A 25,531-nucleotide genomic window follows, 5' to 3' on the forward strand; every position below is an offset into this window, starting at 1 on the left:
GAACATGAAGAAAAGTTTAAGCTTGCTAGTCATTTGCATGCTGGTATTGGCATTGGCTGCATGCGGCAGCAAAAATAACGGCGGCAACAACACGGATACAGGCAGCAATAGCGGTACGAACAACGGTGCCAACAACGGCGGGGAGAAACCATCATTCAAGGCCGGCATGGTAACAGACTCTGGCACGATTGATGACAAATCCTTCAACCAAGGTACTTGGGAAGGCTTGGAGCGCGCGACGAAAGAACTCGGCGTGGCAAGCAAATACCTGAAACCGGCCGGTACGACCGAAGCCGACTACATGAAAGAAATCGGCAACCTGTACGACGCAGGCTACAAAATGATCGTCGTGCCGGGCTTCAAATTCGAAACGGCCATCTATGCGTCCCAAGATAAATACAAAGACGCCAACTTCGTTCTGATCGACGGCTCGCCGCATACGGCGGAAGACCCGACGCCGAAAGTCGGCACGAACACGGTATCGATCTTCTTCGCGGAGCATGAGTCCGGCTTCCTCGCCGGCGTAGCGACTGCGGTTCAACTGAAGGAAGGCGAAGCCGGCTTCATCGGCGGCATGGAAATTCCGCCGGTCCAGAAGTACAACTGGGGCTTCCAGCAAGGCGTGAAATACGCGAACGATAACCTCGGCACGAAGATCAGCATGAAGAAAGAGAACGTTGTTTACCAAGGCAGCTTCGACAACTCGGCGGCAGGCGGACAGCTTGCGGCGCAAATGTACGACCGCGGCGTGAACGTCATCTTCACCGCGGCGGGCGGCGTAGGCGTGGGCGCGATCAACGAAGCGAAGAACCGCGCGAAAGCAGGCAAAACCGCTTGGATCATCGGCGTCGACGGCGACCAATACAAAGACGGCGTATATGAAGGCGACAAATCCGTTATCTTGACATCGGCAATGAAGAAAGTCAACGAGGCTTCCTTCGACATGGTGAAAGCATTGCAGGAAGGCAAATTCCCGGGCGGCCAAACGTTGACGTTCGACATCAAGAACGACGGCGTCGGCATTCCATCGGAGAACCCGAACCTGACGGAAGACACCATGACCAAAGTGAACGAAGCGATTACGAAGCTGAAGAGCGGCGACGTGAAAGTAGCTGCCGAAAAAGGCGACTTGATCAAGTAAACGATTGCCATAAGCATGTCATATCCAGAAGAGACGGAGGCTCCGTCTCTTTTTGGTTACTATTTATCGATCGTGTACGCAAAGCATGATGCGAATAAGGCGAAAAGGGGCCGTAACGTATGGATTTTGTAGTGGAAATGCTCAATATTCGCAAAGAGTTTCCGGGCGTCGTAGCCAACGACGACATTACGCTGCAGCTTCGGAGAGGCGAGATTCACGCGCTTCTCGGCGAGAACGGAGCCGGCAAATCCACGCTCATGAGCATTTTGTTCGGCATGTATCAGCCGGACCAGGGAAGCATCCAAATCAACGGGACTCCGGTGAAAATCGCGAATCCCAATATCGCGAACAATTACGGCATCGGCATGGTCCATCAGCATTTTAAGCTGGTCAGCAATTTTACCGTTACCGAAAATATCATCTTGGGCAACGAGCTTACGTCATGGGGCATGCTTAACCTGCAGGGAGCCGCTCGCCGAATCAGGGAGCTGTCGCAGCACTACGGCCTGAACGTCGATCCGGACGCGAAGATCGAAGACATCTCGGTCGGCATGCAGCAGCGCGTCGAGATTTTGAAAATGCTGTATCGGGACGCCGAAGTGCTCATTCTCGACGAGCCGTCGGCCGTTCTGACGCCGAAGGAAATCGAAGAACTGATCAAGATCATGCTTAATCTGGTCAAAGAGGGCAAATCGATCATCGTCATCACCCATAAGCTTAAGGAAATCAAAGCGGCCGCCGACCGGTGCACCGTCATTCGCCGCGGCAAGACGATCGGCACGGTCGACGTCAAGACGACGAGCGAAGCCAAGATGGCGGAAATGATGGTCGGGCGGGACGTTACGTTTACCGTCTCGAAGGAAAGCAGCAAGCCGGGCGAAGTGATCTTGCAGCTCAGCGACCTGACCGTTAAGAACAACAAGAACGTCGCGGGACTAAAGCAATTCTCGCTGGACGTGCGCGCCGGAGAAATCGTGGGCATAGCCGGCGTGGAAGGAAACGGGCAGACGGAGCTGGTCGAGGCGATTACCGGCCTGCGCAAAGCGGAAAGCGGAAGCATATTCTTGGATGGACAAGACATTACCCGGGATTCCATCCGTTCGCGGATCGACAAAGGGATCGCGCATATCCCCGAGGATCGGCAGAAGCGCGGTCTCGTGCTGGACTATACGCTGGAGGATAACATGATTCTCGAAGTTTATAACCGGCAGCCGTTCTCCAAGCGGGGCATTCTGAACCGGTCGGCCATTCGCAAATACGCAAGCGCCATTCTAAGCAGCTTCGACGTGCGTTCGGGCCGCGGGCCGCTGTCCGTAACCCGCTCGCTGTCCGGCGGCAATCAGCAGAAGGCGATCATCGGCCGCGAAATCGAGCTCAATCCTTCGCTGCTCATCGCCGTTCAGCCTACGCGCGGTCTCGACGTCGGCTCGATCGAATACATTCATAAGCGGCTCATCGAGCATCGGGACAACGGAAAAGCGGTTCTGCTGATCTCGCTTGAGCTCGACGAGGTCATTAACGTATCCGACCGCATCGCGGTCGTGAATAATGGGGAATTGATCGGCGTCGTAAACGCATCCGAGACGAACGAACAAGAGATCGGCCTGATGATGGCCGGCGTAGGCAAAGGGGGAGAACAATGAGAAACCTCATCATATCCCTGTGCGCCGTGCTGTTCGGCTTGATCGGCGGCGGCGTGCTGATGGCTGTCACGGGGCATGATCCTTTCGAAGGCTATAAATTCCTGTTCCAAGGGGGCCTCAAGAATTCGCAGCGCCTCGGCGATACGCTCGCGACGGGAACGCCGCTCATCTTCACGGGATTGTCGGTGGCATTTGCTTTCCGTACGGGCCTCTTCAATATCGGCGCCGCGGGCCAAATGCTGTTCGGCGGCTTCTGCGCGACCGTAATCGGCTTGAACGTCGATACGTCCAGGCCGCTGCTGCTGCTCATGATGATCGTGGCGGCATTGCTTGGAGGCGCCGTGTGGGCGTTCATCCCGGGGCTGCTGAAAGCGCGGTTCAACGTTCACGAGGTCGTATCCACCATCATGATGAACTGGATTGCCTATTGGACGATCTATTACGCGGTACCGGCATACCTCAAGGCGGAATCCGTGGAAACGGAATCCCGGCTACTGCCGGACAAAGCAACGCTCAAATCGACGTTCCTCTCCGACATGTTCGGCGGCTCGTATATCAACATGGGGCTTTACGTCGCGGTGATCGCGGTCATCATCATTGCGTTCATCATCAATAAGACGACGCTCGGGTATGAGCTTAAGGCCGTCGGCTATAACCGCCATTCCGCGGAATACGCGGGCATCAAGGTGAACCGGAGCATCATCACCTCGATGCTGATCTCCGGCGCGCTCGCGGGTCTCGGCGGCATGGCCCAGTTCGCGGGCAACGGCGCCAACATTCAGATCGGCGTGCTGCCTACGCAAGGATACGACGGAATCGCCGTAGCGCTCCTCGGCGCGAACTCGCCGCTCGGCGTATTGATCTCCGCGTTGTTCTTCGGCCTGTTGTACTCGGGCCGGGGCTTCATGAACGCCATGACGGATATTCCGCCGGAAATCGCGGATTCCATCATCGCGATCATTATCTATTTCGCCGCGACGAGCGTGCTGATGGACAGATTGATCACCCGTATCGTCAACCGCCGGCGGGCTGCCACGGGCGGCGCAGGCACGAGCGGACCGGTCAGCGGAAAGGAGAACGCATAACCTATGTGGACGACAATCGAGCAAATTTTCCCGTACGCGATCATGTTCACCATTCCGCTGCTCATCACCGCTCTGGGCGGTCTGTTCAGCGAACGAAGCGGCGTCGTCAATATCGGCCTGGAAGGGCTGATGGTCATGGGCTCCTTCATCGGCGCGCTGACGATCAGCAAGCTGCAGACGGCATGGCCGCAGCATATGGTGGGCGCTATATGGATTGGCCTTCTGGTCGCGCTGGCGGCGGGAGTCCTCTTCTCCTTGCTGCATGCTTTCGCGAGCGTTCATCTGAGCGCGAACCAGGTCATCAGCGGAACGGCGATCAATATGATCGCGGGCGCCATTACGGTATTCTTGTCCCGAAACATTACGGGCAGCGGCAACATCCGCTTGACGAACGGCTTCCAGTCCTTCGACGTTCCGTGGCTGTCCGATATTCCGATCCTTGGACCGCTGCTGTTCACGAAGACCTACTGGACGACGTGGCTTATTCTGGCCGTCGTGCTGATTAGCGCTTGGGTGCTGAAGAAAACGCCGTTCGGCCTGCGATTGCGCGCTTGCGGCGAATATCCGCAGGCAGCCGAAGCAGCAGGTGTCAACGTGCGCAGAATGCGTTATATTGGGGTTATGATTTCCGGTGCATTCGCCTCGCTCGGCGGCGCGATTCTGCTTGTCACGATAGCCGGCGAATTCACGGGCACGGTCGCCGGTCTTGGCTTCCTGTCCTTGGCGGCGCTGATCTTCGGCCAATGGCGGCCGCTCGGCATCCTGGCGGCGACGCTGTTCTTCGGCTTCGCCAGCACGGTCGCCAACGTTTCGCAGGTCATCCCTGCGCTGCAGGATATTCCTCCGATCATCCTTAAACTGTTTCCATACGTGATTACGCTGATCGCGCTCGTTATTTTCTCCAAGAGCTCGCAGGCGCCGAAAGCGGCAGGGGAGGTATTCGATTCCGGAAAACGCTAACGATTGCATGGGATAGGGGAGTGTTGGGAACAAATGTATGACGAACGCACAGACGACAAACGAGGCAAAATGCTTGACGCCGTTCGTATGTATTACCAGTTGGACTACAGCCAACAGGAAATCGCCAAGCAGCTCGGCGTGTCCAGGCCGACAGTCAGCCGTTTCATTCAGCAGGCAAAGGAAGAAGGGTACGTGGTCATCAGCATCATCGACCCGCTCGAGAACAACGATCTGCTTGCCGGCAAAATCGAACGTAAATTTGGGCTCAAGAAAGTCGTTATTGTCAACGTACCGAACTACACGGACGTCGTCGTCAGGAAATACCTGGGCGTAGCGGCGGCCAAGTACTTGGACAATATCATCAAGGATGGCGACATCGTGGCGGCGACGTGGGGAACGACGCTGTACGAGGTCGCGCTGAACCTGCAGGATAAGCACGTGAAGGATGTCAAGGTCGTGCAGCTGAACGGCGGGGTCAGCCATTCGGAGACGAGCACGTATGCCAGCGAGATCATCAGCTTATTCGGCAAGGCCTTTCACACCGTCCCGTACTTCATTCCCCTGCCGGCAATCGTCGATCACCCGATCGTGAAGAAGACGATCGAGACCGACCGTCATATCCGCAACATATTGGAGCTGGGCAAGAAGGCGAATATCGCGATGGTGACGGTCGGCGCCCCGACGGAAGATTCGGTGCTGATCAAGGCGAACTATTTCAACGAGGCAGAGCTGAAGCTGATCTATGAGAAAGGGGCGGGAGACATCTGCTCCCGCTATTTCAATATCAACGGCACGATCTGTTCGCAGGAGCTCGATCAACGCACGATCGGCATCGACTTGAACGACCTGAAGAAGAAGGAGCAGTCCATCCTCGTGGCGGGCGGCATTCGGAAGGTGGACGGCATCTACGGGGCATTGCGCGGGCGCTACACGAACGTGCTGATTACGGACCAGTTCTCGGCGAAATATCTGATGGAGCGCCCATAACTTAGAGAGAGAAAGGAAAGATCGACATGGATAAGGAACTGGCAGGAGCAGCCTTGGCTGCGTACTTTGATCATACGGCATTGAAGCCGGAGACGGCGTTCGCGGACATCGTGAAACTATGCTCCGAGGCGAAGGAGCACGGATTCGCGACCGTATGCGTCAATCCATACTGGGTCGGGGAAGCGAAGGAGCAGCTGAACGGCACGGGAGTCGGCATCACGACCGTGATCGGATTCCCGCTCGGAGCGAACAGCACGTTCGTCAAAGTAGCGGAGACGAGAGACGCGATCGCAAGCGGCGCAACCGAAATCGATATGGTGCTCAATGTAGGCGCCTTGAAGTCGGGACGTCTCGAGGTCGTGGAGAAGGACGTGCGGGCGGTGGCGGAAGCTTGCCAAGGAAGCGCGTTACTGAAGGTTATTCTCGAAGTCGGCCTGCTGACGGACGCAGAGAAAGTAACGGCAAGCGAGATCTGCAAGCGCGCCGGAGCCGATTACGTCAAGACGTCCACGGGCTTCGGTCCCGGCGGCGCGACCGTGAAGGATATCGCCTTGATGCGCAAGACGGTCGGACCCGACATGGGCGTGAAAGCATCGGGCGGCGTGCGCGATCTGGAGACCGCCCGCGCGCTCATCGCGGCAGGCGCGACGCGGATCGGCGCGAGCGCCGGCGTCGCGATCGTAAGCGGCGGCAAAGGCGAAGGGTATTGATGGGTTAACTTCCGATAATCGCAAGCCGCACGGCAAGAATTGCACGGCAACAAGGCTGATAAGTGCGCAGCCTGGAGCGAATTTCAAACCATACGCGAAGGAGCTGCCCCCGGTCATGTTCATGACACGGAGGCAGCTCCTCGGTGATTGTAGGTCAGGATTGCAAGTAGCGGTCGCGAACCACGTTCAAGTGATGCAGCTCGTGTCCGGCGATGACGCAGGCGAACGCGCGGGCGGACATCGTCGTATTGCTGGCGGTTCCCTTATGCAGCCAAGCGTCCGGCGCAATCGTGGATGCCAGGCTGATCGTCGCGGCGCGCACCGCTTGGCAATCGCTTAGCAGCTGCTTCACGGAGAAGCCGTCGAAGTTCGCGGCGGCAATGTAATCGTCCTGCTCGAAGCCGGGCAGAGGCGTCGTATCGCCGCGGGCGATGCGCATCATGCGGTAGCTCATGACGCGCTCCGTATCGGCCAGATGGCCGAGCACCTCTTTGAGGCTCCATTTGCCGGGCGCGTACCGGAAGAGGGCTTGTTCTTCGGACATGCCGGAGAATAAGGCTTGCAATAGGCTGCTGTTGCTTTCGAATTGGGCCAAGACGTCGTCTGTCTGAACGAGACCGATGTAATTGCCAAAGTGGCCGCCGAATTCGTCTGCGAGCGGTCGGTTGAGCATCGTCTTCATCTCCTCACAAAGGTTGAATTTCTAGCGCATATGGGTGTAAGCTACTAGAACAAGCGTAACCCCCGCGAACGATAATGACAAGGAGTGTTTACAAGAATGGCAGGAAGATCGAAGGAAGAATTGCAGCATGGCGGCATCTCGCATTTGGGCAATCAAGGCACGCAGTATTCGTTTAACTACAGCCCGGAAGTGTTGGAATCGTTCGAGAACAAGCATGTCGGCCGGGATTATTTCGTCAAGTTCAATACGCCGGAGTTTACGAGCCTCTGCCCGATTACGGGCCAGCCGGACTTCGCGTCCCTCTACATCTCGTACATCCCGGACGTCAAAATGGTGGAAAGCAAATCTCTCAAACTGTATCTGTTCAGCTTCCGCAATCATGGCGACTTCCATGAGGACTGCATGAACATCATCATGAACGACCTGATCGCCTTGATGAATCCGCGTTACATCGAGGTATGGGGCAAATTCACGCCGCGCGGCGGCATCTCGATCGACCCTTACACGAACTGGGGCCGTCCGGGAACCAAATTCGAAGAAATGGCGCATTATCGTCTCATGAATCATGATCTGTATCCGGAGAAAGTCGACAACCGGTAATCCGCCTCTCCTTCGGCGGTCGGAACAGGCTGTCGAACCGTAACCAAGACCCCGGCGACTTTCATCGGATAAGCCGCACTCAGCACAAAGGAATTCTCTCTTGCATTCTCGGCCTCCTTGGATGATGCGTCATCGAAGCGATCCGAGACTGATGAGGGGAGGAGCCGCGCGAGCCGTCGAACGGCAGATCGGCTTCTTCCAATGGCGAAAGGACGTGGCTGCAAGCAATGAAATTTTCGTGGGAACGCAATCTGATCGTACTTTGGACGGGCGTATTTTTCTGCAGCATGGCCTATTCCATCTCCATCCCTTTCCTGCCGATCTTCCTCAATACGGAGCTTGGCGTGGAGCATCATCTAGAAGCTTGGTCGGGCATCGCCTTCGGCATTACGTTTCTGGCAAGCGCGCTGATCTCGCCCTATTGGGGTTCGCTTGCCGACAAATACGGGCGCAAGCCGATGTTGATCCGGTCGGGCTTCAGCCTGGCCGCTCTTTATTTGATTAATTACTTCGTTCATGATCCGTACTGGTTCCTGGTCATCCGGATTTTCCAAGGGCTGCTGGCCGGCTTCGTGCCCGCCTCGATCGCCCTGGTCGCGACGAATACGCCGGAAGAGAAGACGGGATATGCGCTCGGCATCATGTCGACGGCAGGAGCGACGGGCAGCATTCTCGGGCCTCTCGTCGGCGGTTTGGTCAGTCATTATATCGGTAACCGCGAGGCGTTCCTGTTCTCCAGTGCCATCGTGCTCGTCTCCGCGCTGGTCGCGGTCTTCCTCGTGAAAGAGCAGAATTTCAACCGGAAGGCGGCGCGCTCGCATGTACTGGACGACCTGAAGCATGCATTGTCGAATCGCAGCTTCACGATTCTGCTGACGATGGTCGCGATCAGCACGTTCTCCGTCATGATTCTAGAGCCGCTCATTACGGTCTACGTGCTTCGGATGGGCGTCCCCAAGGACACGGCGTCGCTGAGCTCCGGCATCGTCTTCTCGGCGGTCGGCATCGCCACGGTCATCATGGCGCCCCGATGGGGCAAGATCGGCCGGAAGATCGGCTACGAGAAAGTATTGTTCATCGGTCTGATCGGCGGCGGAATCGGGAATATGCTGCAGGTGCTGACGACCAATTATATCGGTTTCGGCATTCTTCGTTTCGGCTATGGCTTGTTCTTCGCCGCGGTGAACCCGTCGATTAACGCGATGATCGTGCAGACGACGGAATCGGATTTTCGGGGACGGGCGTTCAGTCTGAATCAATCTTCCTCGCAGATCGCCACGATGGCCGGGCCGATCATCGGCGGACTATTGGGCGGCTGGATGCCGATCCGCTGGATATTCGTCATCAACGGCAGCGCGCTGCTGCTGGCCGCCCTGCTGTTCAAGTCGCGGAATCATGGCAAGGCGTCGGTTGCCGCGAGACATAGCTGAGCTAGCTAAAACGCAGCTACTGCAAAGTAAAAGCATGGCTGCAGCATCCCTGCGTGCGGATGCATCCATAAGAGAGGCTGCCTCTTCAGGAGGCGGCCTTTTCGTCATGTTCTGACATTTTTCTCTAATTCTCGTTCTCTATTGAATCGGCGCATGGTATAGTAATCGGTAGAATAAGGCAGTTATTGCCGACTGGTCAGCGTTGCTTTCGAAATCGCTTTGCAAGACAGGCGGTTCATAGATTAATAGTGTGATCGTTAGGGGGACAATATCGTTCATGGCCAAGAAAAAGAGCAAGAAACGGCAGCATTCGGCGAGAAGGGCAGCCCGGATGATCGGAGCGGCCGCCGCGGTCATGCCGCTGGCAATTTCAGTGCCGATTATAGCGAGTGCGTATACCGAACAGGGGCCGCAATCGATTGCGAATATCGACGGACTGCTGGCAAATGCGTACAGCGCCGCGCTGATCGCGGGCAACAGTTTTACGATCGATTTGGATGAGGTCTTCCAGAATGCGGACGAGCTCGAATATACCGTCATTGTACAGAATGCGCCGGTAGCGGATGTCTACGTAGCCGAAGACGGCGAGACGGGCAAGAGCCTTCGCATCGGGCTGAATAAAACCGGCATGACGAAGGTAGATCTGCAAGTACGGAATCCGGAGAGCGATACAATCGTCCATGAGCGATTCACGCTGAACGTGCGGCCGAATTCGGACCTGAACAGCTCGGGCACCGCGACCGTCGGCGACGTCGTCCGCTACTACAATGCGCATCCCGAGCGCTTCACGACGGCGGAGGATGCCCGCCGCCTGCTGCAGGCTGCCGTAACGAGTTCCGCGCCGCCGGTCAATCATGCGCCGCAGGCAAATCCGGAGACGCAGCACGTCAATCTGCTGCTGGACGAAGAAGACGAAAGCACGATGTACGCGTCGATCGAGCTGAGCGATTATTTCAGCGACGAGGATGGAGATTCGCTGGCTTATGAAATGATTGACGGTCCGGGTCCTGCGTCGAGCGGTTCGTTCGCTTACGGCAAGATCGTCGAAGGCTCCACGCTGGAGCTGCATGCGCGCGGGAGCTCCGGCGAAGGCGCGGAGGAGTTCGTGGTGGAGGCGACGGACGAGAGCGGCGAGAAGGCGACGAAGACGTTCCGGTTAACGGCGGCGTGGGCGCCTGAGCCAGAGAATCATGCGCCCGTCGCGCACACGATCGGCGATGAGAATACGTTCAGCATTCGGTACGGGCAGTCGGCGGACATTGACTTATCGCAAATGTTCGAGGATATCGACGGGGATGAACTAGTATACGATTTCGATATCGATTCGGAGTATGTCGGCGTCACGCCAAACGGCTCGAAGCTGGAGCTGCACACGACCGGTTCCCCCAGCGTGACGAAACTCACGGTCATGGCGAGCGACGATGGCGAAGAGAATTGGGTGCCGCAGACGATTACGATCATTCCTGAAGGATGGGCTGATCTTCTGACCGATAAGACGTATTCAAACGCGCAGGCGACGACGACGATCGATTTATCTGTCTACTTTGACGGCACCGCTACTTACAGTGCTTCCGCGGAAGGTTCAGTCCAGCCATCCGTCGCCGGCACGAAGCTCAAGCTAGAGCTGACGCCGGATTCCAATTCTTCGGTGAATGTGGATGCTTCGGACGGTCACGGATTGACGATTCATGATACGTTTGACGTACACGTCGTTCCAGGCATCGTCGTCCAAGATATCGGTCAGCAATATTTGCAGGATAACGGGGATGGCGGCTTTAATGCCGAGATCGATTTGAGCAGCGTTTTCTCGGGAGCGACGTCGTACAGAGTGACGGACCACGACGTCGATTTATTCGGGAGCCTTAGCAGTCATATGGAATGGTCGAATAACGCCCTGCTGTCGCTGCAGACCTTGGGCTCGGTATACGGAACGTCCGTAACCGTTGAAGGCAAGGATAGCGAGGGAGAAACGGCTTCCTGTAGGATTTACCTCCGTCGTAACACCGCGCCTTATGTCTGGTCCCCCAACGAGTCTCCGGACGGAGTCTTCGTCAAGAAAGGCGCCGAGCCGGTCAAAGTGTGGCTTTCGGACGGCGAGGAGGATGCGATTCGAAAGCTGAAGGCTGTTTCAAATGAGGAGACCATCAGCGCAAAACCGGATATCGAGGAAGGCGCCATCATCATCAGCGGGACGGAGCCTGGCAGCGGGAACGTCGTCGTCGATGTTACTGACGGTCTGCCAGGCGGTGCCGCACACTTCACGCTGCCGGTGTACGTTTATGAGGAAAAAGTCGACTTCGATGGCTGGAATGATTGGAGCGCTTCGCTTGACGTATCGGCCTACCTAGACGAGCTCGATACCTCCGAGAATTCGGAGCTGACGGTCACGGTTAACGGAAGTTCACTCATCGATGCCGACGGCGCGAGCATGGATGGCGCATTCGTTTATTTTAATGCCAAGGCGGACCCTCAGTATCCGGAAGCGCCGATGCTTGGCAGAGAGCTTGTCACGTTAAGCATTAGTGACGGGCATAAAACGAAGCTAATTACCGTCTACATTAATCACTTGGACATCTCCGCTTAAAGAACGGAGAAGTAACGGACGGATTGCAGGAAAGGCCAGCTTGCGAAGCTGGCCTTCTTGCCGTCCCGGGACAGGGATGCAGGAAAGGATGGCGCAAAGATGAACAAACCGGACGATCGGAATGCCGTCCGTGAAGCGCTGCGGGCTGGCAGATACGACGAGGCCGAGCAGCTCGCGACAGCGGGCATACAGGCCGAACCGCTCGCTCCGCAAAGCTGGGTCTATCTGGGAGAAGCGCTGCTTCATGGCGGATATGCGAATGCGGCGCGCCGCGTGTTCGATCGGGCAGCGCTGTTGGATCCTCAAGCACGGTGGATGCCGGACGTGGAACGGGCTCTTGTGTCTCGTTCGGCTGGACCGGATCGAGCGGATATCGTACGGCTGCTTGAGCCGCCGTACATCGTCTCGGTTGCTGCGGCTGTTCTGACGCGCAATGAAGCGCGCAGCATCGGGCGCTGCATCGAGAGCCTGCTCGGTGCCGTGGACGAAATCATCATCGTCGATTCCAATTCGACGGACGGCACGATCGAGATCGCCGCGCGTTATCCGAACGTGAAGATTCTGCAGGGCGTTGCGCTGAAGGACGACTTTGCGGGCAAACGGAACGCAGCCCTGCCGCATATTCAGAGCGATTGGGTGCTGTGGGTCGATGCCGACGAATGGCTGTTTCCGGAGGATGCTCGAGCGGTCCGAGAGACGGCGGGACTCTTCCATCGCGTGCGCGAGCATATCGTGCTGAATATCAGCCAGGTCAATCACGTGTCGGGCAAGCAAATGACGGACTTCGGCATGCCGCGGTTGTTTCCGATGAACCGAGGCTTGCGTTATTACGGCCGGGTGCATGAGCAGGTCGTCATCCAGGGCGAGGACATGTACGACGAAGCCATTCTGCGCCGCAATGTGCGCATTCGTCTGCATCACGACGGGTACGAGCCGGAGCGAATGGCGGAGAAGGGAAAAGTCGCCCGCAATCTGCGGCTGCTCGCGATCATGACGGAGGAAGAGCCGGACAATCCCGGATGGCTGCTCTATTATGCGCGCGAATCGCTTGCAGCCGGGCACAGCGGCGCCGCGAAGGAAGCGCTGCTGAAGGCGGAGGCGGCCGCCGAGTCCACGCCGGGCTTTGGCAGGCATCTGCAGATCTATCAGCTGCTGCATAACATCCATATGTCGGAGCGGGATTTCCGCGAAGCGGAACTCGCGTGCCGCAAGGCGCTGGCCGTGCAGCCGGATTTCCCGGATGCGCTGTATCATCTGGCTCAGGCCCAGGCTGCGCTTGCCGCGGAGGCGCTGCGTCAGGCGCAGCAGCATGCGGAAGAGGCGAAGTCCGCCTTCCGGACTTACAGGGGAGCGGTCTCGGCGGACGAAGCGATCGCCGACTGGAAGGCGGATTTGTTGATCGCCGACCTGGAGTCCATGAGAGGAAGACGGACGGAGGCCAAAGCGAAATACGAGGCGCTGTTCGCCCGCCATCCGGAGCTTGCCGAGCGGCGCATGAAACGGAGGGGAAAGGACCTTTCGTAAACGTTCGCGATTCACTGACAGGCTGTTGTCAGGGAATGAGGGGTATAGTAGGAACAAGAGCGGCCTATTAGATCACTTGGAGGCGAACGAATATGTTTACAAGCGTTAGCGAGTTTATCGGAGAGTACCGTATGGAGTCGAACGCGACCCAGAAGCTGCTGGATGTCCTGACGGACGAATCGCTCCAGCGTCAGGTCGGGGAAGGCTACCGCACGCTGGGCCAATTGGCTTGGCATCTCGTGCATGACGACTCGGGCATGCTGCAGCGCATCGGATTGAAGTTCCAAGCGCCGCCGGCATCCGCGGAGCCGCCGCAATCGGCCGTCGCAATCGCGCAGGCGTACCGGACGACGGCAGCATCGCTGTTGGAGGCAGCGGCGGGTTGGAGCGATGGCAGGCTGCTGGAGAACAACGATATGTTCGGTCAGCAGTGGTCTAATGCATATACGTTGTACGCGTTCCTGAAGCACGAGATCCATCACCGCGGACAGCTGACGGTTCTGATGCGTCAAGCCGGCTTGCCTGTTGCGGGCATGTACGGCCCGTCCAAGCAGGAATGGGAAACCATGGGCATTCCGGCGCCGACGAAGTAAGCGGATGAAAGAAGACTGGTTATTGGCGCAAATGCGGTGACTAAGAGAGTTGAAATTCTAAGAGGTTGCCCGCATAATGCAAGGATCGCAGTGATTACAGTGATCGCATTGAACGAAAATTCACAAAGGCCGCAGTCCCAATGGGATTGCGGTCTTTGCTGTATATAAGCGTACAGGAAACTGCGAAGACCCGGGTAGCTTTAGGGCACTAAGCAGGGCAGGAAGCCTACCGAATATGTTACCGAAACTGCTAACGAACCTGCTGCCGAAAACTCTAACGCAACCTGAAGTCCTTATTGTCCCGAAAATGACCCCCTCCGCTGGGCTAACGAATCTCAGCAGCGTTATTCGGCAGAAAATCCTGAACGGGGGAGCAGCTGAGGCGAAAAACGATTGAGAGGTTCGTTACATTTTAAAAACCTGACATGCAAGGCAAATAGAGCTCGTCAGGTTCGTTAGCGATCCACCGGCAACCGCGGGCCGTGGCCCGTAACCCAGCGGATCGGAGGCGGCGAGTGCGGCCAGACCGGGGCATCACCCGGCCAGAAGCTTTATGCCGCTTGAGGCGTGCTCTCGTTTTGAGCCTGCCAAGCGTCTCGCCAGGCAAGCAGCTTTGATTTCAATTTGCGCAGCCGTTTCATGATCGTCGACGAACCTCCTAACCGCTTCATTTTGCTGTTTCCAGCTTAACGCGGCTTTGTTATCGGGCCGTTAGCGGAAAGTTAGGGGGGCGAGAAGAAAATGTAAAGATCCCGCGATTGCCGATTGCGGCGGCGCGGGATCTTTTTGCCGCGGCCTGCAGCTAGGCCAGGCAGGCTGTTCGTTACCCTTCGGAGGCGGCCTGACGCAGAAGCGCCTCGTTCGCCTGCCGTCCGAAATGCTCGGCCCAGCCGAGCGGCGTGCTGCCGTATCGGGCGTCCTTCAGCGAGAGGTCCGCGCCGCGGCGGATGAGCATGGCCGTCAGCTCCGCATTGTCGCCGGCCGCTGCCCAGTGAATTGCCGCCGCTCCCGTTCGGTCGAATCCGGAGGGAACGCCGTTCACGTCGGCGCCGCGATCCAGCAGGCAGGCGGCGCATTCCAGACTGCCGCCGATGACGGCGTAGATGAGCGCTTGCTGCAGCAGCTCTTCCGGCTTGGCGCCGCCCGGAATCGGTATGTTCACCGGTTCGCGATGGCGTCCGGCGCTGGGCAGCAGTCCGCCATCCGGGCCGAAGAACGAGGGAAGCAGGTCGACGCGTCCCGCGGCTGCGGCCAGCTCCAGGTCCAGGGCGGCTCCGCGCTCCAGCAGCAAATCCCTGACCTTGCGGCAGCCGTACCAGACCGACTGGGCGAGCGGCCTCCTGTCGTCGTTCAGCCCGTCGACCGGGGATCCGGCGTCGATGAGGAGCCCCGCCATGGCGGGGTCGTCATTGCTGGCCGCCCACTGCAGGCCGGTTTCCCCATGCTCGGGATCGATCGCCCTGGCGTTGACGTCGGCACCCGCCGCAAGCAGCAGCTTGCCTGTCTCGAGCTGGCGCGGATAGTGTCCCGGCCAGTCGCACAGCTGATGCAGCAGCGTGCGGCCTTGGGCCGAGCGTGCATTCGCGAGCCCGGGGTGCTCGGCTAGAAGCTCGCGCAGCCGCTCGGTCTCCCCGAGCTTGACGGCTTGATAAGCGGCGCGATAGCTCTCTCGAAAGTTCTCGTTCGCGGCTTGGTCATCGATATCGTTGGCGCAGGTCAACGGGAATCAGCTCCTTTTTTTGGGAAGGACAGCTTTTCTATCGCCTTCACTCTATCATGAATCGCCGCGGGGGAAAATACGATGTAATAAGCGGTTGTAGCATGGGGCGCTCTGTCTGTTTCGGGAAGGGGGCGTTATGCGCATGGAATTCGGGCTTTCGGAGGAGCAATCGATGATCCGGGACATGGCGGCGCGGTATGCGGAGCAGGAGGCCGCACGCAGGGCCGGACCATTAGACGAGTCGGAAACGTTCGACAAGGAATCGTTCGGCGAACTGGCGGAGCTGGGCTTTACGGCGCTGCCGTGGCCGGAGGAGGACGGCGGAGCCGGCGGCGGCTTCATTGGCTTCGCGCTGGTGCTGCAGGAGCTGTCGCGGGCGAACGCCTCGCTTGCCGCGGCGTTATGGGCCCATGTGTATCTGGCCGCTTGGCCGCTCATGCGGTACGGAGGCGAAGAAGCGATTCGGCGATACGGGGATCCGCTGCTTACGGGGAGCATGCTTGGCGGCGGCGTCCTGCCGGGAGCAGCCGGCAGCGCTTCACGGCTTCGGGTAGGTTTGACGGCAGCGCGGGACGGATCCGATTACGTGCTGGAAGGGCAGCAGAAATACGTACTGGGCGGCTCGCAGGCGGATCTCTTCGTCGTCTACGCGGAGACGGGCGGGGAGAAGAGGCGAAGCGGCGGCCGCAAACGGTACAGCGCCTTCATCGTCGGCAAAGACTGCCTGGGGCTCGACATTCAGCCCGTGACGAAGAAGCTGGGCCTGCGTGCCGCGGGCATGGCGCATCTGACGTTCAAGGGCTGCCGCGTGCCGGAGGGCTGCCGGCTCGGCCGCGAAGGTCAGGGAAGCCTGCTTGCGCGCGAAGCCGCGGCTGGCGTGCGCTGCGGATTGGCGGCCATCGCCGCAGGCATCGCGCGGGGAGCCGCGGATGCGGCGCTGGGGTACGCGCGGACCCGGACGCAGTTCGGCAGGCCGATCGCGAAGCATCAGGCGATCGCGAGCATCCTCGCGGACTTGGATACCGGCGCGGACGCCGCGCAGCTGCTCGTACGCCAGGCGGCATGGCGCGCGGATGAGGGGCTGGAGGATGAAGGAGCGGCGGGTCTGGCGCTGCGGTTTGCGGCCGACGCGGCGATGTCGGGCAGCATTCAAGCCGTGCAGGTTTATGGAGGTTACGGCTACATGAAGGAATATCCCGTCGAACGTTACATGCGGGATGCGAAGGCGGTGCAAATGTTCAAAGGGCTCGACGGGCCCGATCTCATGCCGCCGCAGCGGCGGGCGGGGAAGGGAAAAGAACGTGTCTGAGACGGTTATCATCGGCAGCGCGCGCACGCCTTTCGGCAAATTCGGCGGCGCTCTGAAAGGGAGAACGGCGGCGGAGCTTGGCGGCATTGCCCTGCAGGGCGCGCTGCAGCGGAGCGGATTGGCATCCTCTTCGGTCGACGAAGTGATCATGGGCATGGCGATCCAAGCAGGAGCGGGGCAAAATCCGGCGCGCCAAGCGGCCTTGCATGCCGGATTCGGCGCCGAGATACCGGCGGAGACCGTGAACAAGGTCTGCGCTTCCGGCTTGCGGAGCATCACCATGGGGGCCCAGATCATCGCGGCGGGAGATGCGGAGATTATCGCGGCCGGCGGCATGGAAAGCATGAGCGGCGTACCCCATGCCCTGCGGGACTACCGCTTCGGCCGGCGCATGGGGGATGGCGCCGCCGCGGACCTGATGCTGGGAGACGGGCTGCGCTGCGCGGCCGGGGGCGGGCATATGGGCGATTATGCCGACAGCCTCGCGGCTTCATACGGCATCTCCCGCACGGAGCAGGACGAGTGGGCGCTGCGCAGTCACGAACGAGCGGTACAGGGCATTTTGCATCGTATCTTCGAGACGGAGATCGTACCGGTACCGCTCGCGGACGGGACGCCAGCCGCCAGTCACGTCTTCGCCGTCGATACCGACGAACCGCCGCGCGGCGACACGAGCATGGAGAAGCTTGCCGCCTTGCGGCCGATTTTCAACGCGGGGGGAGCCGCCGCTGGCGCAGTCTCCATCTCGGGTGCGGGCTCTGGTGCAGGTTCGAGCCCGGGTGCAGGCGCCTTCGCAGAATCGGGCGCGGGCAGAGGCACGATTACGGCGGGCAACGCGCCGGGGGTGAACGATGGGGCCGCGGCCGTCATCGTCGCCTCGCAGGCGCGCGCGCTGCGCGAAGGATGGGCGCCGCTCGCGACGATCATCGGGCATGCGGCGATCAGCGTAGAGCCGCATCTGTACCCGATCGCGCCGGCGCTGGCCGTGCAGAAGCTGCTCCGGCGTGAGGGGCTTCAGCTCGATGCGGTAGACCGCATCGAGCTGAACGAAGCGTTCGCCGCCGTCGTGCTGGCCTGCGGCAAGCTCCTCGGCTGGGATGCCGACAAGGTGAACGTGCACGGCGGCGCCATCGCGCTCGGGCATCCCGTCGGGGCAAGCGGGGCGCGGATCGTCGTCACGCTGATCAATGGACTTCGGCGGCGCGGCGGCGGTCTCGGCATAGCCGCGATCTGCAGCGGCGGCGGTCAGGGAGATGCGCTGCTCATCAAGGTCGAAGGTTAGCGGCGAGAAGCACGGGATGAACGAGCGCAGACTGCCGGCTGGCGGATCTCATGGTTATGCATCCACAATTCCCGGAAAGGAGCTGGCATGGTGACGATTCAGAACGTATCCGTAGTCGGAGCGGGGCAGATGGGCAGAGGAATCACGCAGGTCGCGGCGCTGGCAGGCTGCCGGGTACTGCTTCACGATACCGACGACGCTCGAGTCTCCGCGGCGCTCGAGGCGATCGGCAGCGCGCTGGCATCCGGCGCCTCCAAAGGTCGCATCTCCCCGGAAGAGGCGGCGATGGCGCTTGCGCGCATCGTCCCCTGCGGCAATTTGAGCGCGGCGGCCGAGGTCGAGCTGGTCATCGAAGCGGCGACGGAGAACATGGCGGTGAAGAAGAAGATTTTCAACAATCTGGACGGGATCTGCGGGAGACGGACCATCCTGGCCAGCAACACGTCTTCGCTGTCCTTGACGGAGCTGGCGGCGGCGACCCGGCGGCCGGAACGGGTGATCGGCATGCATTTTATGAACCCCGTGCCGGTTATGAAGCTGGTCGAAATCATCCGCGGGCTGCGAACGAGCGACGAGACGTACGCGGAGACGGCGGCTCTCGTGGCGAGGATGGGCAAGACCGCGCTGGAGGTGCGGGATTTTCCGGGCTTCGTGAGCAATCGGGTGCTGATGCCGATGATCAACGAGGCCATCTATGCGGTGTACGAGGGCGTGGCGTCCGCCGAGACGGTGGACGGCATCATGAAGCTGGGCATGAACCATCCGATGGGGCCGCTCGCGCTGGCCGATCTGATCGGGCTGGATACGTGTCTGGCCGTCATGGAGACGCTGCACGAGGGGTTCGGCGATTCCAAATACAGGCCATGTCCCTTGCTGCGAAGCTACGTCCACGCAGGCTGGTTGGGTCGCAAGAGCGGCCGAGGGTTTCACGGCTATGACGATGCGGAGGGGAGCTGAACTCCCAATGAGGTTTCGGTTTTCGCAAGAACAGGAGGCGCTGCGGGAGCGGGTGAGGACGTTTGCACGGGCCGAAGTGGCGCCGGCGGTAATAGGAATGGAAGAGAACGATGCTTTTCCGCGCGAGCTGGTGAAGAAAATGGGGCGCGAGGGCTTGCTCGGCCTGCCGATCGCGGCCGAATGGGGCGGGAGCGGCTGCGACATGGTTTCCTACATGCTGGCAATCGAGGAGATCTCTCGTGTCAGCGCTGCCGCGGGGGTTATTCTGGCGGTGCATACGTCCGTCGGCACGCTGCCGATCGTCTACCATGGAACGTCCGGGCAGCAAAGCCGCTGCTTGCCGCGGTTAGCCTCGGGCGCTTGGCTGGGGGCGTTTGCGCTGACGGAACCGCATGCCGGCTCGGATGCATCGGCCATCCGGACAATCGCCCTTCGCAGGGAGGGCGGTTATGCGCTGTCGGGCACCAAGGTGTTTATCACCAACGCGGGCGAGGCGGACCAGTACGTGTTGTTCGCCGTCGTGCAGGACGATGCGGCGCAGACGAAGACAGGGAGCTCCAGTACCGGCGGCAGCGCCGGCGGAGGCATCACGGCTTTCCTGGTGAGCAAAGACACCCCGGGATTCACCGTAGGCCGCAAGGAGAAGAAAATGGGGCTGCGCGGCTCCAATACCTGCGAACTCATACTGGAGAACGTTCAGGTACCGGCGTCGCAGCGGCTAGGCGCGGAGGGGCAGGGCTTCCGCATTGCCAAATCGGCGCTGAGCGGGGGCCGCATCGGCATCGGCGCGCAGGCGCTCGGCATCGCGCGCGCGGCGCTGGCGCTGGCGGAACGCGAGCTGCCGCAGGTGCCGCGGCGCCAGCGGGCCAGAGCCGATGCGGAGCTGCTCGACCTGGCCGCTGCGACGGAGGCCGCCGCGCTGCTCGTCTACCGCGCGGCGGAGCTGCTGCAGCGCGGGCGTCCCTGCACGAAGGAGGCGTCCATGGCGAAAATGTTCGCCAGCGACACGGCCGTTCGCGTGGCGACGCGGGCACTGCAGTGGTGCGGTCCGGAAGGACTGACGGAGGAGCACGCGGCGGAGCGTTACTTCCGCGATGCGAAGGTTACGCAGATTTACGAAGGGACCAACGAGATTCACCGAATCGTGATCTCGGGCGAGCTGCTGAAAGGATAACGCCATCATTGGAAAGGAGGGATTGCGATGGACGGAAGCGGTGGGAACGGTTATCGCTGCGACGTTGACAAAGGGACTGATTTTGGCGCCGGAGGTAATGGCGGCGTTGAAGGTGCGCTCGGCGAGGGCACTAGCGGAAGCGGGGTTAGCGGCAGCACCTCTATTGGCGCCAACGGCGCCGCGGGCGAGCACCGGCGCGGCGGCGGTAACCGAGCTTCCCCCGGCAAGCGCTTCAGGGAAGCAATTCGGCAAGAGAGGCCGCTGCAAATCGCGGGCGCCGTCAATGCGTACGCCGCGATGCTGGCGCAGGCGACCGGATTCCGCGCGCTGTACGTCTCCGGCGCCGGCGTGGCCAACGCGTCCTTCGGACTGCCGGACCTTGGCATCACGACGCTGAACGACGTCGCGGAGGACGTGCGGCGCATCGCGGGCGCGGTGAATCTCCCCATCCTGGCGGACGCGGATACGGGCTTCGGATCCGCGTTCAACATCGCGCGTACGGTACGCGAGATGATCCGGGCGGGCGCCGCGGGCATTCATATCGAGGACCAAGTCGCCGCGAAGCGGTGCGGCCACCGGCCGAACAAGGCGATCGTGCCGCAGGGCGAGATGGAGGACCGAATCGCCAGCGCGGCGGACGCGAGGCACGACGAGCATTTCGTGCTGATGGCCCGGACGGATGCGCTGGCTTCGGAAGGCATGGAGGGAGCGATCGCGCGCGCGCTGGCTTACGTGGACGCGGGGGCGGATATGATTTTCCTGGAAGCGGCGACCACGCTCGAGGAGTACCGGACGTTCACGGCCCGGGTGAAGGTACCGGTGCTCGCGAACGTGACGGAGTTCGGACGCACGCCGCTTATGACCGCGGAGGAGCTGGGCGGAGCGGGAGTGGCCATGGTGCTGTATCCGTTGTCGGCATTCCGGGCGATGAACGCCGCCGCGCTGCAGGTGTACCGGACGATTCGGGGGAAGGGAACCCAGGCGGACGCCGTTCATCTGATGCAGACGAGGGAGGACCTGTACGGGTATTTGGACTACTACGCTTACGAGCGCAAGCTGGATGCGCTGTTCGATGCAGGGAGGAAGCCGGAGGAGGGATGAAGGATGGCGGCGAAGAAGCCAGGAGGGCTGGCCGGGGTCGAGGCAGGCACGACGGCGATCAGCACGGTGGGAAAAGACGGCTGCGGGCTGACGTACCGCGGATATGCGATCGAGGATTTGGCGGAGCACGGCAGCTTCGAGGAAACGGCGTACCTGCTCATACGCGGCAAGCTGCCGAACGTCGACGAGCTGACGGATTACAGGCGCAAGCTGGAGGCCGCAAGCCGGCTGCCGGCAGCGCTGCAGCGGATCTTGGAGCTGCTGCCGGCGGACGCGCATCCGATGGAGGTGCTGCAGGCCGGCTGCGTCGCGCTCGGGACGCTGGAGCCCGAGCTCCCGGAGCGGCCGGCGGCCGATCTGGCGGACCGGCTCATCGCGTTGACGGGGCCGATGCTGCTGCATTGGTACCATTATCACCGGCGGGGCGATGAGGACGACAGCCCCGTCAGCATCGCAGGCATCGGCAATGGGCAGACGCCGGATCGGTCCGCCGATATCCGGAGGCCGCAATTCAGCGCGGATACGGATGACGGTCTGCCCGAGTCCGTCGGGCCGGAGGCAGACGGGGCAGCGTCCGATGAGCGAAGATCGGCCTCGGGCCGGGCCACGGTCAGCGGCCGGCAGCTCGCCCGCGAACCGAAAAGGGGGCGCGGCGATTCGGCGCCTGCCCGGAATGCGCCCCCCGTCGTGACCGGGGGTCCGCAGCCCGGGAGCGATTCGACGGCCGGATCCGCCCCGGGCAGCGCCGGGCGCGCGGCCCAAAGCATCCCCGCGTCTGGCGGCGGCGCTGCTCCGAGCAGTCCTGCTCCAAACGCCGCTCTAAGCCCTGCACCAAGCCCCGCGCCGGGCAGCCCGCAGTTTGCGGACATCGCAGCCGATGCTGCCGACGAGGACTATACCGTCGCAGGCCATTTTCTCTACCTGCTGCACGGCAAGCACGCCGCTATCCGGCACCGGCGCGTGTTCGACATCTCGCTCACGCTGTACGCGGAGCACGAGTTCAATGCATCCACCTTCGCCGCCCGCGTCACGGCGTCTACGCTGTCGAATTTCCATGCCTGCATCGCGACGGGCATCGGCACGCTGCGCGGCAACCTGCACGGCGGAGCGAACGAAGCCGTCATGGAGCTGATCGAGCGATTCGGGACGCCGGAGGAAGCGGCAGAGGCCACGCGCGCTCGACTGGCGGAGAAGCAGCTGATCATGGGCTTCGGCCATCGGGTGTACAGCGTGTCCGATCCGCGCTCCGACATTATCAAGAAATGGTCCGAGACGTTGTCGTACTGGTCGGAGGACGGTTACTTGTACCCGGTCTCGGAGGCGGTCGAAGCCGTCATGCGGGAGGAGAAGGCCTTATTCCCGAATCTAGACTTCTACAGCGCGACGGCCTATCATTTCATGGGCATTCCGACCGCCATGTTCACGCCGATCTTCGTCATCGCGAGGCTGGCCGGCTGGACCGCCCATATTATAGAGCAGCGGAGGAACAATCGCATTATCCGGCCGTCGGCCGCCTACGACGGACCGGAGGTGCAGCCGTGGCTGGAGCTGCATGCCAGGCGTTAGAACGACTAACGAGAGCGAGGTGATGGAGCGTGTCGCAAGCGCATGAACCGAACGTAAGACCCGAGCCGGATCAACTGCTCGTCGACATCGCCGATTATGCGGCGAATTACCGCATCCGGAGCGAGACGGCGTACGAGACGGCCCGTTATTGTTTGATGGATACGCTGGGCTGCGGCATTCTGGCCTTGAAATACCCGGCCTGCACGAAGCTGCTCGGACCCGTCGTTCCGGGAGCGGACCTGCCCGGAGGCGTCCGAATTCCCGGAACGTCCTACGAGCTTGATCCCGTGACGGCGGCGTTCAACATTGGGTGCATGATTCGCTGGCTGGACTTCAACGATACGTGGCTGGCGGCGGAATGGGGTCATCCATCCGATAATCTCGGCGCGATCCTGTCCGCGGCCGACTATGTCAGCAGACGGAACGACGCCGCCGGCAAGCAGCCGCTCACGATGCGCGACGTGCTGACGGCCATGATCAAGGCGCATGAGATTCAGGGCGTCCTGGCGCTCGGAAACAGCTTCAACCGCGTCGGGCTCGATCACGTCATTCTCGTCAAGGTCGCGTCGACGGCCGTCGCCGCAGGCCTGCTAGGCGGAACGAAGGACGATATCGTCAACGCGCTCTCGCATGCTTGGCTCGACGGCCATCCGCTGCGCGTTTATCGGCACGCGCCCAACACGGGCTCGCGCAAATCCTGGGCCGCGGGCGACGCGGCAGGCCGGGCCATCCAGCTGTCCTTCCTCACGCTGCGCGGCGAGATGGGCTATCCGTCCGCGGTAACGGCCAAAGGCTGGGGCTTCAGCGACGCGCTGTTCCGAGGCAAGCCCATCGCCCTCGAACGGCCCCTCGGCTCCTACGTCATGGAAAATGTCCTGTTCAAGGTCGCCTACCCGGCCGAGTTTCACGCCCAAACGGCGGTCGAAAGCGCCGTCCGGCTTCATCCGGTCGTGTCGGGAAGGCTGGACGATATTGCCCGAATCGTCATCTCGACGCATGAATCGGCGATCCGCATCATCGACAAGACCGGTCCGCTTCACAATCCGGCCGATCGCGATCACTGCCTCCAGTATATGACTGCGGTCGGGCTGCTCCACGGCAATCTGACGGCGGACCATTACGAGGAGAACGCGGCGGCGGACCCCCGTATCGACAGGCTGCGCGGGCTGATGAAGGTGACGGAGAACGCGCAGTTCTCGCGCGATTACTTCGATCCGGATAAGCGGTCCATCGCGAATGGCGTCCAGGTGTTCTTCCGCGACGGCAGCATGACGGAGCAGGAGGTCACGGAGTATCCCATCGGCCATCGCCGCAGGCGGGAAGAAGGCATTCCGCTGCTGCTGCAGAAATTCGAAGCGAACCTGGCGACCCATTACAAGAGCGAGCGGGTGCAGCGGCTCGTTCAGCTGTGCGGCAACCCGCAGGAGCTGGAAACGATGGCCGTCCATCGCTTCATGGACCTGCTCGCGAACTAGCGGCATGCTCTGCGCGAAGCCAAGGCAGCGGCTCTCCGCCGCCTTGGCTCACGACTTTTTCGGCTTAACTGTGCTATGATGCTAGCAGATAGAGACGCTAGCAGCGAGCTGAGAGGAGGCCGGCAATCGGCATGGGAAACTCGATTTTCAATCCTGATCGACTCTACAACGGGAGTTCGGATTTGCAGCTGCTCTACTGGGGCAAGGAAAGCTGCGCTCCCGGCCATTCTGTCGGTCCGGGCATCCGAGAGTGCTGGAAAGTGCATTTTATTCACGACGGGTTCGGGCACGTGACCGTCGGCGATTATACGTATCGGCTGTCGGCGGGCGAGGGCTTCATCGTCTACCCGCAGGTCGTGACCCACTACGAGGCCGACACGGACGAGCCATGGACCTATTCGTGGGTGGCGTTCCAAGGCGCGCAGCTGCGCGAGATCTTGGCCGGGACAAGCCTGTCTCCGGAGCATCCGGTATTCCCGATGGATCTGCGGACGATGCCGGGCCTCTACGACGCTCTGAACGAAGCGGTATCCCACGGAGGCGCGGCTGGCCTGCGGCTCACCGCATTGCTATATGAGTTCATGTTCGCGTTGACGGAAGCGGCTCCGGCCTCGTCGGCAACGCCGGCCGCCCGCAAACAAGACGGCTACGTGCACCGCAGCATCGGTTTTATCCAAACCCACTTCTGCGAAAATATTTCCGTCGGCCAGCTTGCCGCCCACATCGGCTTGGACCGCAAATATTTCTCCGTCCTGTTCAAGGAAGCGCTGGGCATGCCGCCGCAGCGGTATTTGCTTCACTATCGGATGGACAAGGCATGCGAGCTCCTGGAGAGCGGGGCCTATACCGTAGGCGAAGTGGCGCGTTCGGTCGGGTATCAGGATGCGCTGCTGTTCTCGAAAATGTTCAAAAAAGTGAAGGGCGCCTCCCCGAAGCGCTTCATACCGGCTGGCATAAAGCCTGACTTTGTGACATAACAATCAGCCTTGCTGACATTGGCTCGTCCTT

General features: G+C 60.7%; 21 protein-coding genes. 19 read left to right on the plus strand and 2 right to left on the minus strand.

Annotated features, from left to right (window positions below):
- Positions 1-4: 4 nt before the first annotated feature.
- The 6 genes from GT003_RS05740 (at position 5) to deoC (ending at position 6,526) form a co-directional block, all read left to right on the plus strand.
- Entirely contained in the window at positions 5-1,141 is a 1,137-nt protein-coding gene (locus GT003_RS05740) for a BMP family ABC transporter substrate-binding protein (protein ID WP_161695377.1), read from the plus strand.
- 119 nt (positions 1,142-1,260) lie between these two features.
- Entirely contained in the window at positions 1,261-2,784 is a 1,524-nt protein-coding gene (locus tag GT003_RS05745; protein ID WP_161695379.1) for an ABC transporter ATP-binding protein, read from the plus strand.
- Positions 2,781-3,869 carry an ABC transporter permease gene (locus tag GT003_RS05750; RefSeq protein ID WP_161695381.1) on the plus strand — a complete coding sequence of 363 codons (1,089 nt, stop codon included), beginning with the start codon at positions 2,781-2,783 and terminating at the stop codon, positions 3,867-3,869. The genes GT003_RS05745 and GT003_RS05750 overlap by 4 nt, the downstream gene beginning before the upstream one ends.
- 3 nt (positions 3,870-3,872) lie before the next feature.
- Positions 3,873-4,829, plus strand: a complete 957-nt coding sequence (locus GT003_RS05755) for an ABC transporter permease (protein ID WP_161695383.1) — start codon at positions 3,873-3,875, stop codon at positions 4,827-4,829.
- Between the two features lie 33 nt (positions 4,830-4,862).
- Entirely contained in the window at positions 4,863-5,816 is a 954-nt protein-coding gene (deoR, locus tag GT003_RS05760) for a DNA-binding transcriptional repressor DeoR (RefSeq protein ID WP_161695385.1), read from the plus strand.
- A gap of 26 nt (positions 5,817-5,842) precedes the next feature.
- Entirely contained in the window at positions 5,843-6,526 is a 684-nt protein-coding gene (gene deoC / locus GT003_RS05765) for a deoxyribose-phosphate aldolase (RefSeq protein WP_161695387.1), read from the plus strand.
- A gap of 154 nt (positions 6,527-6,680) precedes the next feature.
- Here the strand turns inward: deoC and GT003_RS05770 are convergent, their stop codons facing one another.
- Positions 6,681-7,199 carry a DinB family protein gene (locus tag GT003_RS05770; RefSeq protein WP_161695389.1) on the minus strand — a complete coding sequence of 173 codons (519 nt, stop codon included), beginning with the start codon at positions 7,197-7,199 and terminating at the stop codon, positions 6,681-6,683.
- Between the two features lie 105 nt (positions 7,200-7,304).
- On the opposite strand from GT003_RS05770, the gene queF reads away from it, so the two are divergent.
- The 5 genes from queF to GT003_RS05795 all read left to right on the plus strand — a co-directional run bounded on the left by queF (position 7,305) and on the right by GT003_RS05795 (position 13,939).
- The gene (gene queF / locus GT003_RS05775; protein WP_161695391.1) at positions 7,305-7,808 is read left to right on the plus strand and encodes a preQ(1) synthase; all 504 of its coding nucleotides are present in this window, start codon (positions 7,305-7,307) and stop codon (positions 7,806-7,808) included.
- Between the two features lie 227 nt (positions 7,809-8,035).
- Positions 8,036-9,238 (plus strand): MFS transporter, encoded by a 1,203-nt coding sequence (locus GT003_RS05780; RefSeq protein WP_161695393.1) that lies wholly within the window; start codon positions 8,036-8,038, stop codon positions 9,236-9,238.
- Between the two features lie 277 nt (positions 9,239-9,515).
- Positions 9,516-11,822, plus strand: coding sequence for a hypothetical protein (locus GT003_RS05785; RefSeq protein ID WP_161695395.1), 2,307 nt, complete (start codon positions 9,516-9,518; stop codon positions 11,820-11,822).
- 99 nt (positions 11,823-11,921) lie between these two features.
- Positions 11,922-13,346: a glycosyltransferase family 2 protein gene (locus tag GT003_RS05790; protein ID WP_161695397.1), complete on the plus strand. Its 1,425-nt coding sequence runs from the start codon at positions 11,922-11,924 to the stop codon at positions 13,344-13,346.
- A 92-nt stretch (positions 13,347-13,438) separates the two neighbouring features.
- On the plus strand, positions 13,439-13,939 hold the full coding sequence (locus GT003_RS05795) for a DinB family protein (RefSeq protein WP_161695399.1): 501 nt from the start codon (positions 13,439-13,441) through the stop codon (positions 13,937-13,939).
- Between the two features lie 823 nt (positions 13,940-14,762).
- Here GT003_RS05795 and GT003_RS05800 read toward each other — a convergent pair.
- A complete protein-coding gene (locus tag GT003_RS05800) occupies positions 14,763-15,659 on the minus strand; it encodes an ankyrin repeat domain-containing protein (RefSeq protein ID WP_161695401.1) in 897 nt (298 codons plus the stop codon).
- Positions 15,660-15,801: 142 nt separating this feature from the next.
- On the opposite strand from GT003_RS05800, the gene GT003_RS05805 reads away from it, so the two are divergent.
- The 8 genes from GT003_RS05805 to GT003_RS05840 all read left to right on the plus strand — a co-directional run bounded on the left by GT003_RS05805 (position 15,802) and on the right by GT003_RS05840 (position 25,500).
- Entirely contained in the window at positions 15,802-16,968 is a 1,167-nt protein-coding gene (locus tag GT003_RS05805; protein WP_161695403.1) for an acyl-CoA dehydrogenase family protein, read from the plus strand.
- Positions 16,961-18,250 carry an acetyl-CoA C-acyltransferase gene (locus GT003_RS05810; RefSeq protein WP_161695405.1) on the plus strand — a complete coding sequence of 430 codons (1,290 nt, stop codon included), beginning with the start codon at positions 16,961-16,963 and terminating at the stop codon, positions 18,248-18,250. Before GT003_RS05805 ends, GT003_RS05810 begins: the two co-directional genes overlap by 8 nt.
- Positions 18,251-18,340: 90 nt before the next feature.
- Positions 18,341-19,207 carry a 3-hydroxybutyryl-CoA dehydrogenase gene (locus tag GT003_RS05815; RefSeq protein WP_204798962.1) on the plus strand — a complete coding sequence of 289 codons (867 nt, stop codon included), beginning with the start codon at positions 18,341-18,343 and terminating at the stop codon, positions 19,205-19,207.
- Between the two features lie 7 nt (positions 19,208-19,214).
- Positions 19,215-20,381, plus strand: a complete 1,167-nt coding sequence (locus GT003_RS05820; protein WP_161695409.1) for an acyl-CoA dehydrogenase family protein — start codon at positions 19,215-19,217, stop codon at positions 20,379-20,381.
- A gap of 27 nt (positions 20,382-20,408) precedes the next feature.
- Positions 20,409-21,482, plus strand: a complete 1,074-nt coding sequence (gene prpB, locus GT003_RS05825) for a methylisocitrate lyase (protein ID WP_161695411.1) — start codon at positions 20,409-20,411, stop codon at positions 21,480-21,482.
- 3 nt (positions 21,483-21,485) lie between these two features.
- On the plus strand, positions 21,486-23,048 hold the full coding sequence (locus GT003_RS05830) for a citrate/2-methylcitrate synthase (protein WP_239566078.1): 1,563 nt from the start codon (positions 21,486-21,488) through the stop codon (positions 23,046-23,048).
- Between the two features lie 29 nt (positions 23,049-23,077).
- Entirely contained in the window at positions 23,078-24,523 is a 1,446-nt protein-coding gene (locus GT003_RS05835) for a bifunctional 2-methylcitrate dehydratase/aconitate hydratase (RefSeq protein WP_161695413.1), read from the plus strand.
- Positions 24,524-24,654: 131 nt separating this feature from the next.
- The gene (locus GT003_RS05840) at positions 24,655-25,500 is read left to right on the plus strand and encodes an AraC family transcriptional regulator (RefSeq protein ID WP_161695415.1); all 846 of its coding nucleotides are present in this window, start codon (positions 24,655-24,657) and stop codon (positions 25,498-25,500) included.
- The last annotated feature ends 31 nt before the right edge of the window (positions 25,501-25,531 follow it).

Source organism: Paenibacillus sacheonensis (assembly GCF_009909195.1).
Classification (GTDB): Bacteria; Bacillota; Bacilli; order Paenibacillales; family Paenibacillaceae; genus Paenibacillus_Z; species Paenibacillus_Z sacheonensis.